Genomic DNA, 14784 nt, shown 5'->3' with positions numbered 1-14784 from the left:
ACTTGACGCTTCACCGCTTCCACGCTCCGCCCTCACGCGGCGGCGGAGCCCTCCCCTCACGGCTGGTGCGGCGAATATCCGTCGCCCTGGCACTCGGTCTGATGGTCCAGGCCGGTGTCGCACTGGACGCTCTGACGGCGGCCCCCGCGGTCGCCGCGCCCGCGCCCGCCCCGCAGGCGGTGCCCGCTTCGTCGGTGCCGGAGGCCCCCGACGAGTCGTCAGCGCTGCTCGCGGCGCGCCTGCAGAAGCGGCGCATCGAAGTCACCGGCGCGCGTAGCGAGTTCACGACGCTGTGGGCGAACCCGGAGGGCACGCTGACCGCGGAGCGGGCGACGGGCCCGATCCGGATGAAGGCCGGCAGTTCCTGGGTCCCGGTGGACACCACGCTCGTGCAGACCCCGGACGGGAAGGTGGCGCCCAAGGCGCACCCGGAGGGTCTGGTCTTCGAGGGCGGCGACACGGGCGTGACGGTGGGCGACAGCGCCCAGGTGCCCCCGGACCTGCCCTCGGCCGCCGGCCAGGCTCCCAGTCCTGACGCGGCCCCTGTCTCCACCCCGGCGGCCCCGGCCGCCGACCAGGCCCAGGGCGGGGCCGAGTCCCCCGGCAGTCCGCCCGCCGGCCGGGGCCTGGCGAAGGTCGGCTCCGGCGACCAGCAGGTGAGGTTCGGCTGGCTGGGCAGGCTCCCGAAGCCGAAGCTGGAGGCCAACCGCGCCACCTACGTCGACGCCCGCCCCGGCGTCGACCTCGTCCTCGAGGCGACCCGCACCGGGTTCGAGCAGTACCTGATCGTCAAGGACCGCAAGGCCGTCGGCCAGACCGGCAAGGTGACGATCCCGCTGGACACGAGCGGCCTCAACGTGGCTGCGCAGCAGGACGGTTCGATCCAGCTGCTGGACAGGGTCACCGGCAAGCCGGCCGTGAAGATCCCCGCCCCGGTGATGTGGGACGCGGCCGTGGACGAGGCGTCGCAGGAGCACCTGAACCGGGCGCCGGTGACGATGGAGGTGCGCGGCCAGGGCGCGGGCACCGAGCTGGTGTTCACCCCGGACGCGGCGTTCCTGGCGGATGCGAGGACGCAATTCCCGGTGACGATCGACCCGCTGGTCGGCGTCGGCACCACGTTCGGCACCTACGTGCAGACGAACGAGAACTTCGACGCCTCCTCGTCGGTGGACCTGAAGCTGGGCAGCTACGACGGCAAGGTCGTGGCCCGCTCCTTCCTGACGATCCCGGGTGCCCCGTTCAACGGCAAGATCATCCAGAGTGCCACGCTCAACCTGTTCAACTACCACTCCTCCTCGTGCATCGCGAAGCAGTGGGAGGTCTGGAACGCGGCCGGTGCCGGCTGGTGGGCCCGCTGGAACAACCAGCCGCAGTGGGGGCAGAAGTGGGCGACGTCCAGCGACACCTGGAACGTGGACCCGCGTGACAAGTACTACTGCGCCGGGCCGGACGGCTCGGGCTGGGCGCGTGCGGACGTCACGGACCTGATCCGGTACTTCGCGCAGTACGGCTACAGCGACTACGGCATCGGCCTGAAGGCCGCGGACGAGTCCAGCCCCCTGTCGTGGAAGCGGTTCAGTTCCGCCTCGGGTGGCGCCCCGCCGTACATCTCCATCACCTACACCTCGCCGTCGCCGACCCCGGCCTCCGTGGACGTCCTGCCCTCGCAGCCGGGTGACCCGCGCTACACGAACTCCGCCACGCCCCGCTTCCAGGTGCTCGCCGCGCACCCGGACGGCGGCACCGTCGGCGTGAACTTCGACCTGTGGCGGGCCGGTACCTTCGTCAAGAGCATCTACAAGCAGGTCCCGGCCAACACCTACGCCCAGGCCGTCCCGGCCGATCTCGGCGTGGACAAGCTGGACGAGGGAGTCAGCTACGGGATCTGGTCGCGCGTCTCGGATGCGAACTCCGCCTCGGGCTGGGTCGGCGCGAACTTCGTCGTGAAGACCACCCCGCCCCCTGCTCCGTTCGTGAGTTCGGCCGACTACCCGGCGGACGGGCTGTGGCACGGATCCGCCGACCAGGCCGGCTCGTTCTCCTTCTCACCGGCCGCCGGCACCACCGACCTGGCCGGCTACGTCTACACCCTGGACGGTGGCACCCCGGTCACCCTGGCCGCCACCGCCGCGCTGACCACCTCGATCACTCCGGGTTCCGAGGGCCGCCGGGTGCTGCGCGTGCAGGCCAAGGACCGTGCGGGCAACCTGTCCCCGCCCACCGAGTACGTGTTCCAGGTCGGCCAGGCCGGCATCAGCTCGCCGGTCAACGGCACCCGATCCGCCAAGCGCGTCAAGCTCGCCGTCGACGCGCTGGACCAGTTCAAGCGCGTGGTCTACCAGTACCGCCGCGGCCCCGGCGCCACCGAGTACACCGTGCCGCGCGCCAACCTCACCAAGGCCGACAACACGGCCGTCACCGAGGACAAGCCGCGCCTGGCCGACCTCGGCCCGAACGCCAACTGGAACGTCCTGGACACCCTCGGCCAGGTCGGCGGCGTCGTCCAGGTCCGCGCCCTCCTCTTCCCCGAGGACGGCTCCGGCAACGGCTACGCCACCGCCTGGAACACCATGACGGTGGACCGCAACGCCGACGGCGCCGCGACCACCCAGGTGGGCCCGGGCTCGGTCAACCTGCTCACCGGTGACTACGCGAGCGGCGCCACCGACACCGACGAGTTCGGCATGACGCTCAAGCGCACCGCCTCCTCCCGCGACCTCGGCCGCGGCTGGCAGCCCCAGGGCGAACGCCTGACGCTCAACCAGCGCCAGATCGGCACCGACACCACCGGCTTCACCCCCGGCCAGGCGACACTGTCCCGTTCCACCGCCCGCGGTCACGACAGCTCGACCGACTCGCTGCTCGTCGTCCCCGGCGGCTCCGGCACCGGGGACTCCTTCGCCGCGCTCGGCCCCGAGTACACCCTCGGCCAGGGCATGAAGCCCGGCAGGACGTACCGCCTGACCGGCTGGATCTACGTCCCCGGCGCGACCGGTCTGGACAACCCGCTGCCCAACCGCGGTCTGCGGCTGGTCGGCGTCTACCGCACCCCGGCCGGATACGGCGAGACCGCCTCGCCGAAGGCGTCGTTCACCGACGGCTGGCAGCAGCTGACCCTCGACATGGTCGTCCCGAAGGACGCCACCGAGGCATGGTTCCGCCTCTACAACGGCAACGCGGGCGGCAGCGGCAAGGAGGTCTATTTCGACGACCTGTCGCTGAAGGAGATCGTCGCGCCGTTCGGCCCGCAGTGGGCCGGCGGCCCGGACGCCGGCCGCGGCGCCGACTTCCGCGCGCTGTCCTTCCCGCAGTCCGACCTGGTCGAGATCAAGGCGAACAACGACAGCTCACTGACCTTCGCCAAGGGCAACGACGGAACGTTCTTCCCCGAGCCCGGCTCGGAATCGTTCACCCTCAAGGCGGTCCCGGCCGCCTCGGGTGCGATCGTCCTGTCGACCTCGGGCCAGTGCCTGGAAGCCCCTGGCGGGGCCGTCGGCAACGGTGCGGCGCTTCAGCCGGCCCCGTGCACCGGCGCGGCGAACCAGCAGTGGACCCGCGGCGACGACCTCACCCTGCGCCTGCTCGGCTACTGCCTCGACAACCCGGGGGCGTGGTCGACAACGGCACCCGCCTGACGCTGTGGGGCTGCGGCGGCGGTACGAACCAGCAGTGGGAGGTGCGCGCCGACGGCATGGTGATGAACCGCCAGTCGGGCAAGTGCCTGGATGCCGACAAGGGCGCCTCGATCTGGGTCTGCTGGGCGGGTGCCTTCCAGATCTGGGACGTGCAGACCGCCGGCACCACCTACGAACTCTCCGCGCTGAACGGCGAGCGGACCGTCTTCGCCCGCCAGGCCGGCTCGAGCATCTACCAGGTGGTCAGCGAGAGCGGCCCCCAGGCCGCGTCCAGCACCCGCTACCAGTACGACACCACCGACGGCCGCTCCCTGGTCAAGCGGGTCATCCCGCCGGTGGAGCCGGGAGTGGACGACCTCAACCGCTGCACCGTCGACCCGCTGCCGCGCGGCTGCCGGGTCATGGAGTACGAGTACGCCAAGTCCACCACCGCCGCCCCGTCAGCACCGGGTGACTACCTGGACCGCGTCAAGGCGGTGAAGGTGTGGTCGTGGAACGCGGCCACGTCCAAGGAGGAGCCCGTCGAGGTCGCGCGCTACGCGTACGACGAGCAGGGCCGCCTGGCCCAGGTGTGGGACCCGCGCCCGGCCACCCCGCTCAAGACCGCCTACGGCTACGACGACGCCGGGCGCCTGACCCAGGCCACCCCGGCCGGCCGGCTGCCGTGGAGCTTCGACTACGGCAAGGCCGCCGCCGACCAGGACCCCGGGCGCCTGCTGAAGGTGCGGCGCGCAGCTCTCGCACAGGGCTCCAAGGACCAGGTCAGCGGTGAGAGCGCGGTGAACGTGGTCTACGACGTGCCGCTGACCCGCGGCGCGGGCGGCCCGTACGACATGGCGGGCCCGGACGTGGCCAGGTGGGCGCAGACCGACGCACCCACCGACGCCACCGCCGTGTTCGGCCCCGAGGACGACCCGGGCACCAGCACCGCCACGACGGCCAGGCCCGGCCCGGACGGCTACAAGCCCGCCGGCGTCCACTACCTCAACGCCTCCGGCAACGAGGTCAACACCGCCACCCCGTCCGTCACACCCGGCGGTGACATCCACACCAAGGAGTACGACCGCTACGGCCACGTCGTGCGCGCCCTGGAGGCAGCCGACCGCGCCATTGCGCTGGGCACCCACCCGGACGCGGACAAGTACGCGGCCGAGCTGAACCTGCCGGCGGACTCCGCCTCGCGCGCCCGCCTGCTGGACACCCGCACCCTCTACACGGGCGACGGCCTCGACGTCGCCGAAACCCTCGGCCCGGTCCACCGCGCCTCGCTCGCCGAACAGATGGCAGGCCAGAGCACCCCGGTCGCGGTGACCTTCGAGGCCGAGAAGCTGCCGCAGCTGGGCACCAACACCAAGGTCCAGGTCGACAGCAACTGCTGCGGCCTGACCTGGTCCGGCGGAGCCCACCTGAGCATCCGCGGCACCGCGGCGGGCGCGTTCGACGCCATGCGGGTCAGCGTCCCCGAGGAGGGCGACTACGTCCTGTCCGGCCAGCTGACCAAGGTCACCGACCACGGCATCATCCAGTTCGCGATCGACGGGCAGAACGTCGGCCAGCCGATCGACACCTACACCGCCACGCCGGTGGTCGCCCCCTACACGGCCGGCCAAGCCGTGCACCTGGCCCGCGGTGACCACGAGTTGAAGCTCACCGTGGTCGACACCAACGCGGCCTCCCAGGGAGAGCGCTACCACGCCGGGATCGACACGGTCACGCTCACCAAGACCACCGTCAACCCGACGCTGCCGGCCGGTGCTCCGGTCGTCGCCCGGGACCACAGGACCAGCACCTACGACGAAGGCAAGCCCGACGGCCAGGCATACCACCTGGTCACCACCACCACCGACGGCGCCCGCATCGACGGCTACGCCGACGACGCGGAGGTGCGCGTCACCCGGCACGGCTACGACACGCCGATCGGCGGCACGTCGGGCTGGAAGCTGAAGAAGCCCACGTCGGCCGTCAGCGACGCGAACGGCGCCAAGCTCACCACCGCCACCCGCTTCGACGACCAGGGCCGCCCGCAGGAACTGCGGGTACCCGGCAGCGCCGACGCGGACGCCTCCACCGTGAAGGCCGCGTACTACACGGCCGGCGCCAACGCCGCCGACGCGGCCTGCGCGATGCGCCCGGAGTGGGCGGGCCTGGCCTGCACCACCGCACCGGGCGCGGCCGTCACCGGCGCGGACCCCGCCCGGATGCCGACCACCCTGCCGGCCAAGCAGGTCACCCGCTACTCGCGCACCGGCAGGCCCGAGGAGGTCACCGAGACCAACGCCGGCAAGACCCGCAAGACGGTGACCGTCTACGACGCCGTCGACCGGCCCGTCTCCACCGAGACCACCGGCGACGAGGGCCAGGCGGTCCCGAAGTCGGAGACCGCGTACGACCCGGCCACGGGTGACGCCGTCACGACCACGGCGGCCGGCCAGACGATCACCACCGCGCGTGACAGCCTCGGCCGCGTCGTCTCCTACACCGACGCGGACGGCGCGGCGACCACCACCGAGTACGACCGGTTCGGCAAGCCGGTCAAGGTCACCGACCCCACCGGCACCAGCACCCTCACCTACGACCGGGCCAAGGAACCCCGCGGCCTGCTCACCTCCGTCAGTGACAGCAAGGCAGGGGAGTTCACCGCCGCCTACGGCCCCGACGGGCAGCTCGTCGAGCAGACCTACCCCGGCGGCGTCGTCCGCAAGGACACGTACAACGCCTCCGGCAAGGCCGTCGCCCGCACCTACACCCGCACCTCCGACGGCTCGGTCGTGTGGGCGCAGACCAACGAACTGTCCACCCACGCCCAGGTGGTGAAGGACACCACCGGCAACGCCACCAAGACGTACGGCTACGACCGCCTCGGCCGCCTCACCAAGGCCGAGCACAGCGCCACCGCCACTGGCTGCACCACGCGCGCCTACACCTACGACACCCACTACAACCGCACCGGCAAGACGGTCTCCGGCCCCGCCGCCGACGGCACCTGCACCACCGCCGCCACCGGCGCGACCACGACCGCCTCGACCTACGACAGCGCCGACCGCATCACCGACCCCGGTTACCGGTACGACTCCTTCGGCCGCACCGTCAAGACGCCGTCCGGCACCACGTACGGCTACCGCGTCAACGACCTCGTCGCCTCCCAGGAAACCGCCGACACCCGCCAGACCTGGACCCTCGACCCGGCCGGCCGCCTCAACACCAGCACCACCGCCAAGAAGCAGCCCGACGGCACCTGGAACACCACCGCCACCCGCCTCAACCACTACGGCGGCGACGGCGACAGCCCGCGCTGGACCGTCGAGGACACCACCGCCGGCACCTGGACCCGCAACATCCCCGGCACCGACGGCGACCTCGCCGCCACCGTCACCGACAAGGGAGACACCCAGCTTCAACTCACCAACCTCTTCGGCTCGGTGGTCCTGACCAGCGACCCGGCCCTCACCAAACCCGTCGTCCTCGACGCTGACGAGTTCGGCAACCCCGCCCAGAACCAGAACACCGTCCGCTACGGCTGGCTCGGCGCCAAGCAACGCTCCGCCGAGGCCCAGGACAACATCGTCCTCATGGGCGTGCGCCTCTACAACCCCGCCACCGGCCGCTTCCTCTCCGTCGACCCCGTCTACGGCGGCAACGCCAACGCGTACGACTACACCTTCGCCGACCCGCTGAACCAGTACGACCTCGACGGCCGGATCAGCTGCGGCTGGTGCCGAAAGGCATGGAACAAGAGCGTCGGCTACGTCAAGAAGAAGGCCCAGGAGAAGATCGACGACTGGGGTCAGAACTGGAAGCACAAGCTGGTTAATATCGGCGTTGGATTTGTTGCTGCAACTGGAACGGCCTTCTGCGTGGCCTCCGTGGCCTGTGGTGCTGCAATGTTCGCAGTTGGCGCAGGGGCACTATTCGCGGCTGGGCTTGGTGGGCATTATGCCGTTTCCTCAAGCGCGGAGCGACGCAGAGGAATGGGGCAATGGGTTTCTTCCACGGCCACTGCCATGGGAAAGGGAATTATCTGCGGATACCTCGCCGGTCGCGGATGTGCGACAGGCATCATGAATCCCGGACGCTTTACCGGCCCCAAGCCGGGAACGCCATGGGCAGGGACTGGAATCAGGCAAGTCGGCACGAGGATCGAGAGGATGTGGACGCATCGATGGGGGTGGTGATAACTTTCTCGAGGCTTGGACGGTCTGAAATATAATTCCCGCAGGGTCGGGCGGTGTGCGGTCAGCTCTACTCATGGCACACCGCCCGATCCGGCAGGGCGGAGGCTTCAATGAACAATCCTGGCGATGATCAACAATCGAAGGTTGGAAGGATAATGACCCCGGGGATGGGGGAGGCCCATCTGGGCTTGGCTTTCACCTTCATATCCACGGGGGCTCTGTGGTTTTTGGCGGGGAGATCTGCTGCTATTTTCGTAGCAGGTCTATTTGGGGCCATCTTTGGATTGGTCTTTATCTGGCTGAAACTTCGAGGGGACGGACTATCAAAAGCACTGAGGGGCGCCTATAGAAATACCTTCGGCCTTTGGCAGTGGTTCAGCTTCTGAGAATCCTGCCGTGTCACCAGCGCCTGGTGTCAGGCCGCAGATTCCGAGGAGAGCGGCGGTGGAATTGCATCACCCCGGTCGGCTGAAGCACTGGCTTGACCCCGCGGGCCCCCAAGGGGCCTCCGCGCAGATCGACACCCCGATCGGTACCGTCCAGGTCCTTCGCCGACGAAGCGGAGTCCTGACGCCCTCCGGAGGGAGGCTGGAGACATGGGAGTTCACGCTGGAGGACGGGAGCGTCCTGCTGTTCGTCGACGGCATGGCCAACCCCGGCTACCCGGCGCGCGGTCGGGTGCGCCGCGGGCTCGACATCACCATGCTCGGCCACCCTGGCCGGGTCACCGGATCGCGCACCTTCAGGCCGACCCGCCGACACGTCACCATGACCGCCGTCCCCTTCCTGCGCGTGGCCCGGCCACGCTTTCCCGGGTACGTCATGCTGGACGAGAAGCACGCCCAACGGGCCGACTTCGACGGCACCTCGGCGGTGGCGCTTGAGGCGGTTGATCCCGCACTCCACGGCGTGGCGCTCCTTGTAGTCGTCCTTGTCGAACTTCGGTGGCCGGCCGCCGTGGGAGCCGCGCTTCTTGCGGTTGGCGACCTGGTCGCGCTTCTCCGGGATCGTGCAGCCGACGCGTCGTCTGCGCAGGTAGACGCGGTTCGCGCGCGAGCCGTACGCCCTGTCGGCGCGGACCTTGTCCGGCCGGGTGCGCGGCCGTCCCGGGCCGGGACGCGGCACACGGATACGGCCCAGGACGACCTGGAACTGCGGGGAGTCGCCGCTGGTGGACGGTCGCGGCGCCCCTGGGGAGGGGCGCTGCGACGAACGGGCTGGGCGGGATTGCGGCCGCGTGTCGGTCAGTTGTCCAGGTCGTAGGCCACCGTGACCGGGGCGTGGTCGGACCAGCGCTCGGCGTGGGTGTCGGCGCGTTCCACGCGGCCGTCGGTGGCGCGGGCGGCGAGGCCCGGGGTGGCGACCTGGAGGTCGATGCGCCAGCCGGAGTCGTTGTCGAAGGCGCGGCCGCGGTAGGACCACCAGGAGTAGGGGCCGGTGCGGTCGGGGTGGAGGGCGCGGACGACGTCGACGTAGCCGGCCTCGTCGTAGACGCGGGAGAGCCAGGCGCGTTCCTCGGGGAGGAAGCCGGCGGACTTCTGGTTGGCCTTCCAGTTCTTGAGGTCCTCGGGGCGGTGGGCGATGTTCCAGTCGCCGCAGACCACGACCTCGCGGCCGTCGGCGGCGGCGCGGGTGCGCAGGGCGGTGAGGTGGACGAGGAACTCCGCCATGAAGCGTTCCTTCTCGTCCTGGCGCTCGGTGCCGACCTCGCCGGAGGGCAGGTAGAGGCTGGCGACGGTGAGGCCCGGGAGGTCGATTTCGACGTACCTGCCCGAATTGTCGAATTCCTCCGAGTCGAATCCGATCACGCTGCGCTGCGGCTCCCGGCGGGAGAGGATCGCCACGCCGGCCCGGCCCTTGGCCACCGACGGGGCCCAGACCGCGTGCCAGCCGTCCAGGTCGCGCAGTTCGACGGGCAGTTGCCCGGGCTCGGAGCGCACCTCCTGGAGGCAGATCACGTCCGCCTCCGTCCCGGCCAGCCACTCGACGAAGCCCTTCTTGGCCGCCGCCCGGATTCCGTTCACGTTCACACTCGTCACCACGATCACCCGGGCAGCCTACCCACTGGGCGCGCACGCACCGAAGCGTGACGCGCTGCCGCGGCCCGCGCGCGGGCGGTCGGGGCCCGCCGGCGGCCGGTCGGAGCGGGCTGTCGGGGCGGGCTGTCGTGAACGTGGCATGAATGTTCGCGACGGTCCCATCAAGCCGTGCCATTGGTCTTGACCATCTCCGGAGGGAGCACCTAGGGTCACTTACTGCAAGGACCTTTAATAAAGAAGGACGGATAAAGGCCCGCTCTCCCACCTGCCGCAACAGCGGGCAGCGGGCCCGGGATCCGCCCTCCTCGTTGTAGGGCGGACAAGACCAGGTGGAGGACACGGTGGGGACGACAGGACAGCTTTCGGCGGTGCCGGAACCGAAGTACTGGCACCTGCGCACGGTGCTGCTGCGGGCCATCGACTCGGAGTTCTCCACCGGCCAGGTCCTCCCGAACGAGCGTGAGCTCGCCGCCCGCTTCGGTGTGGCCCGTGCCACGCTGCGCCAGGCCCTGGACCAGCTGGAGCTGGAGGGCCGCCTGGTCCGCCGCCGGGGGATCGGCACGTTGATCGCCGCCCCGCGGGTCGGCGTCCCGGTGAACCGGCAGGAGGAGGGCTGGCCCGGTGCCGGCCGCAGCCAGTCCTGGCGCACGGTGGACTGCACCACCGCCCCGGCCTCCGCGCAGCTGGCCAAGAACCTCGGCGTCGTCGAGGGCGCCACCGTGCACACCGTCCGCCGGGTGCGCCTGGTCGAGGGCCGCGCGATGGCCACCGAGTCGCTGCACGTCCCCGCGTCCGCCCTGCCGCACCTGCCCGGCTTCCGCGCCGAGAGCGACCGCGCCCGTTCGGTGCTGCGCCAGTTGGAGCGGCTGGAGGTCGACGGCGAGTCCCGGGCCGTGGAGCTCGGTGTCGCCGAGGCCGACGAGGCCCTGCTGCTGGAGCGCCCCCCGGGCACCCCGGTGCTGGTCATGACCACTCAGTACGCCGCCGCCGGCCGCCTGGTGGCCCTCGCCGTCGCCACCTACCGCGCGGACACCTGCAAGCTGACCTTCGGTGAGGCCGGCCTGGTCGAGGTCACCCCGGTCGGCGCGACCCCCGAGGTCCGCACCGCCTCCTGAACCACTCTCCGACACTCTCCGACACCCTCGGACCGCGACCCGGCCGCCGAACTGGCGCCCGGGTCGCGGCCGTTGGGGCCTACGTCGCCCGCTCGGCCCCGGCCACGGTCCCGGCCGACCGGCCGTCGTCAGACCCTCGGCGGGTCGACCGCGAAGAGCTGGTCCTCGACGTGGTCGAGGGCGACCCGGAGGGCACCCATGGAGACGACCTCCGACCCGAGGGCGGCCAGGGCCACCTCCGGTGCGCGGAGGGTGAATTGGGCGAGGCGTTCGCGCAGCGGCTCCAGGACGCCGTCCAGGCCCGCGGCCCAGCCGCCGATGACGACCAGTTGCGGGTCGATGGCGAGGACCAGGGCGGCGACGCCCTGGACCAGCCTGGTGAGGAAGCGGTCCATGGCGACCTTGGCGACCTCGTCGCCCTCGCGGGCGAGCCGCAGGACCCGGGCGACGGCGGCCTCGTCCAGGGGGTTGAGCGGCTTGCCGGTGGTGGAGAGCAGCTTCTCGGGGGTGACCTCCTGGCCGAGCAGGTGGAGGGCGCCGATCTCGCCGGCGGCGCCGCCGTAGCCACGGTGGAGCCTGCCGTTGATGAGGGAGCCGGCGCCGGGGCTGAGGCCGGCCATGACGAAGACGACGTCGTCGGCGCCGACGGCGGCGCCCTGCCAGTGTTCGGCGATGGCGGCGAGGTTGGCGTCGTTCTCGATCAGGACGGGGCAGCGGAAGGAGCGCCGGAGTCGGGCGCCGAGGTCGAGGCCGGTCCAGCCGGGCATGGCGGTGCCGAGCCGGACGGTGCCCTCGCGGTCGACGATGCCGGGGGTGCCGATGCCGACGGACCACAGGTTGTCGCGGGAGATGCCCGCCTTGCGGAGGACCTCGGCGACGGCGGTGCGGACGGCGGTGAGCCGTTCCTCGGCGTCGAGGGTCTCGTCGACGGGCTTGAAGTGACTGCCCACCACCTCGCCGGTGAGGTCGGCGAGGATGACCCGGATGTCGTGGACGCCGATCTCGATGCCGAGGATGTGTCCGGCCTCGGCCCGGAAGCGGAACCAGCGGGCGGGGCGGCCGCGGCGGCCGGTGCCGGACTGGCCGTCCTCCCGGGGTTGTTCGACCTCGGCGACCAGGCCGGTGTCGACCAGGCCCTCGATGACGCCCTCGACGGTGGGCCGGGAGAGCCCGGTCTCGCCGACGAGTTGGGTGAGGGTCACGGAGTGGCCGGTCCGCAGCGCCCGTAGCGTGACCGCGGCGTTGATCCGCCGCAGCAGCGAGGAGTCTCCTCCGGTGAGCCGATCCGCCAATGCGATGCCCTTCGCCGTTCGCGCGACTGCCCTGGCGCGCGGTGTCGAGTCCGCGGAGCCCACCGAACGGCCCGCGGGGGTCTGCCCCCGGAACGCGGAACGGGCGGCGCGGCGCCGCCCGTACGGAGGCCCGGAGGACTGGGGCGCGTCCGACAAGTCCCCGCCGGGCCCGCCCTGGCCGGAGCCTACCGGGGGAGCCCCCCGGGCGGCGAGGATTCCCGCAGCTCACCTGGGCTTCGGTATCGAAATGGTACGGATCGGGTGGCGGTACGTGACCCGTGCTTCACCGCTCGGCCACGGACGGTCCCGGCCCGGGGCACCACCCGATCCCGGCCCCGGTCCCCACCCGGGTCACCGCGACGGTCCCCGTCCCCGCCCCGGGCGCCGGCCCCGTACGGACCACCGGGAGCGCACCGACAGCAGCGAGCCGACGCTCAGCCAGGAGCAGGCGGAGAACGCGCTGACCACCGACCCGGCCGAGCCGATGGACAGCACACTGCCGACGGAGCCGATGGAGAGCACGGACCCGACGGAGCCGATCGACAGCAGCGAGCCGATGGAACCGATGGAGCCGATCGAGCCGAGGGAGGCCCGGGAGCGGATCGAGCGCACGGAAGCGGAAACCGAAGGGGAAACCGGAGCGGAAACCGAAGCGGAAGCGGCCATGCGCCCGATCGTAACGGCCGTTGCGTCAGTCGACCCGGGCGACGAACAGCCCCTGCCCGAGCAGCCCCATCGGGTGCCCGGCCTCCGGGAGGGTGAGGACGGTGGGGCAGCCGGCGGCGGTGAGGGCGGACTGCCAGTGCTCGGCGGGGTGGGCGGTGAGGCCGCGCGGGTCTCCGGTGATCAGCAGGTCGAGCTGTTCGGCGACGGGGGCGAGCAGCAGCAGCCGGCCGCCGGGGGCGAGCAGCTCGACGAGGGTCGGGACCTCCTCCTCGGGCCGTCCGGCGGCGGTGGCGACGACGACGTCGTAGCACCCGCCGTCGGGGGCGAGGTGGTGGTGGGCGTTCTGCCGGGGGCGGGCGGCGAGGGCGCGGGCGACGGCGGTCTCGGTGCCGTCGCGGTCGAGTTCGAGGACGCGCAGCGGCTGCGGCCCGTGGTGGGCTTCGGCGGTGGCGCGGACGAGGGTGCCGAGGGCGGTGCCGAGGTAGCTGCGGGCGGCGGCCCAGCGGACGGGTGCGGCGGCGGGGCGGGGGGCCTCGTCGCCGGTGAGGAGCTTGGGCAGGCGCAGGGCGGCGCGTCTGACCCGGTCGAGGACGGTGGCGCTGCCGAGGCCGTCGGCCCAGGTGTCGACGGCTGGCCGCCAGGCCTCCCGGACCGCGGCGGGGGCGAGTTCCGGGGCGCCGCGGTAGAGCGGGCCCTGGGCGCCGCCGTCCTGGCAGGCGATCAGGCCGTGCCGGGCGAGGGCGTCGAGCCAGCGGCTGACCCGGGGGCGCTGGGCGGGGGTGACGAGGGCGCTGGCGAGGAGCTCGGCCTCGGAGCGGGCCGGGACGGAGCCCCGGTCCGGGCCCGGGTCCGAGGCGGGCGCCGGGTCGGGGTCCGGGCCCGAGACAGGCGCCGGGCCCGGACCGGCTTCGACGAGGATCCCGGCCTGCTGGAGGGTGTGCAGCAGGGTGGTGAGCACGGCCCGGTCGAGGTGGGCGCCGAAGGCGCTGACCTGTTCGGCGGTGATGCCGATGCTGTGCTTCCAGGCGGCGGCGGTGGCGGACCGGGCGTCGGCGTGCAGGCGGCGGTCGGCGGCTTCGGCCTGGCTGTGCGGGGCGCGGACGTGGGCGAGGACGGCCCCGAGGGCGTCTACGGCGGCGTAGACGTCGTCCTGCCGGGGTTCGGGGCCGACGTGGAGGACGAGCCGGAGCGCGCCGAGGTCGTGGTCGGCGAGGCCGGGGTGCCGGCTGAGCTGCCAGAGCAGGGCGGAGGGCAGGCTGAGGTGGGTGGTCCCGCTGGCGGCGAGGGCGGTGAGCTGCTCCTCGGGGTGCAGGCCGGGGTCGGGGCAGTGCACGGTGCCGCCGGCCAGCAGGGTGGCGAGGGCGAGTTCGACGGCGAGGTCGGTGACCGGGTGCAGCACGGTGTGCCGGATGGGCGCCGGGCCGAGGACGCCGGCCCAGTGCCGGAGGCGTTCCTCGGCGGCGCGGGCGGTGGAGGGCGGCAGGGCGGCGTGCGCGGCGACGCGTTCGGCGAGGGCCCGGGGCAGGCCGCCCGGCGGGGAGACGCCGAGCAGCAGGCCGATGCCGCTGATCGCGCGTCCGTCGGCGACGACGGCGGGCCGGTCGCCGAGCTCGCGCAGCGCGCTGACCAGCGCAGGGGTCGAGGCCAAGGTGATCACTCCGGGGTGCGGGGGAGAAGCCGCACCACTGAACCATGGGTGCGGGCCGATGGGAGGGGCCGACGGGTAATAGTTCCGTAATGATTTTCATATCAGGCAATCAAGCGGCGGGGGTGGACCGGTACGAACGCACCGGAACCGCACATTCCGGGAACGCCGTGCGATCCCTTGACAGGTGGTTCGGGTGCTGGATTACTTGGCCTGG

At 72.1% G+C, this 14784-nt stretch carries 7 protein-coding genes and 1 pseudogene; 3 read left to right on the top strand and 5 right to left on the bottom strand.

The features are described from left to right. Window positions 1-65: 65 nt before the first annotated feature. Both ACIQWA_RS03115 and ACIQWA_RS03110 read left to right on the top strand, forming a co-directional pair. Window positions 66-3638: a DNRLRE domain-containing protein gene (locus ACIQWA_RS03115; RefSeq protein WP_402477379.1), complete on the top strand. Its 3573-nt coding sequence runs from the start codon at window positions 66-68 to the stop codon at window positions 3636-3638. Then, on the top strand, window positions 3614-7810 hold the full coding sequence (locus ACIQWA_RS03110) for an RHS repeat-associated core domain-containing protein (RefSeq protein WP_402477376.1): 4197 nt from the start codon (window positions 3614-3616) through the stop codon (window positions 7808-7810). Before ACIQWA_RS03115 ends, ACIQWA_RS03110 begins: the two co-directional genes overlap by 25 nt. 870 nt (window positions 7811-8680) lie before the next feature. On the opposite strand, the pseudogene ACIQWA_RS03105 reads toward ACIQWA_RS03110, so the two are convergent. Together ACIQWA_RS03105 and ACIQWA_RS03100 are read right to left on the bottom strand one after the other, a co-directional pair. Further along, a pseudogene (locus tag ACIQWA_RS03105) lies at window positions 8681-8980 on the bottom strand (IS5/IS1182 family transposase); the annotation flags it as partial. A 74-nt stretch (window positions 8981-9054) separates the two neighbouring features. Beyond that, window positions 9055-9849 carry an exodeoxyribonuclease III gene (locus ACIQWA_RS03100; protein WP_402477873.1) on the bottom strand — a complete coding sequence of 265 codons (795 nt, stop codon included), beginning with the start codon at window positions 9847-9849 and terminating at the stop codon, window positions 9055-9057. 341 nt (window positions 9850-10190) lie between these two features. Here ACIQWA_RS03100 and ACIQWA_RS03095 point away from each other — a divergent pair, with 341 nt between their 5' ends. Beyond that, window positions 10191-10964 carry a GntR family transcriptional regulator gene (locus tag ACIQWA_RS03095; protein ID WP_402477373.1) on the top strand — a complete coding sequence of 258 codons (774 nt, stop codon included), beginning with the start codon at window positions 10191-10193 and terminating at the stop codon, window positions 10962-10964. Window positions 10965-11092: 128 nt separating this feature from the next. Here the strand turns inward: ACIQWA_RS03095 and ACIQWA_RS03090 are convergent, their stop codons facing one another. The 3 genes from ACIQWA_RS03090 to ACIQWA_RS03080 all read right to left on the bottom strand — a co-directional run bounded on the left by ACIQWA_RS03090 (window position 11093) and on the right by ACIQWA_RS03080 (window position 14570). Beyond that, window positions 11093-12256, bottom strand: coding sequence for an ROK family protein (locus tag ACIQWA_RS03090; protein WP_402477370.1), 1164 nt, complete (start codon window positions 12254-12256; stop codon window positions 11093-11095). A 351-nt stretch (window positions 12257-12607) separates the two neighbouring features. Next, window positions 12608-12868 (bottom strand): hypothetical protein, encoded by a 261-nt coding sequence (locus ACIQWA_RS03085; RefSeq protein WP_360236621.1) that lies wholly within the window; start codon window positions 12866-12868, stop codon window positions 12608-12610. A 79-nt stretch (window positions 12869-12947) separates the two neighbouring features. Continuing rightward, entirely contained in the window at window positions 12948-14570 is a 1623-nt protein-coding gene (locus ACIQWA_RS03080) for a hypothetical protein (RefSeq protein WP_402477368.1), read from the bottom strand. Window positions 14571-14784: the final 214 nt, after the last annotated feature.

It is taken from the genome of Kitasatospora sp. NPDC098652, assembly GCF_044760155.1.
GTDB lineage: Bacteria > Actinomycetota > Actinomycetes > Streptomycetales > Streptomycetaceae > Kitasatospora.
This window is presented reverse-complemented; position numbering and strand designations above follow the sequence as displayed.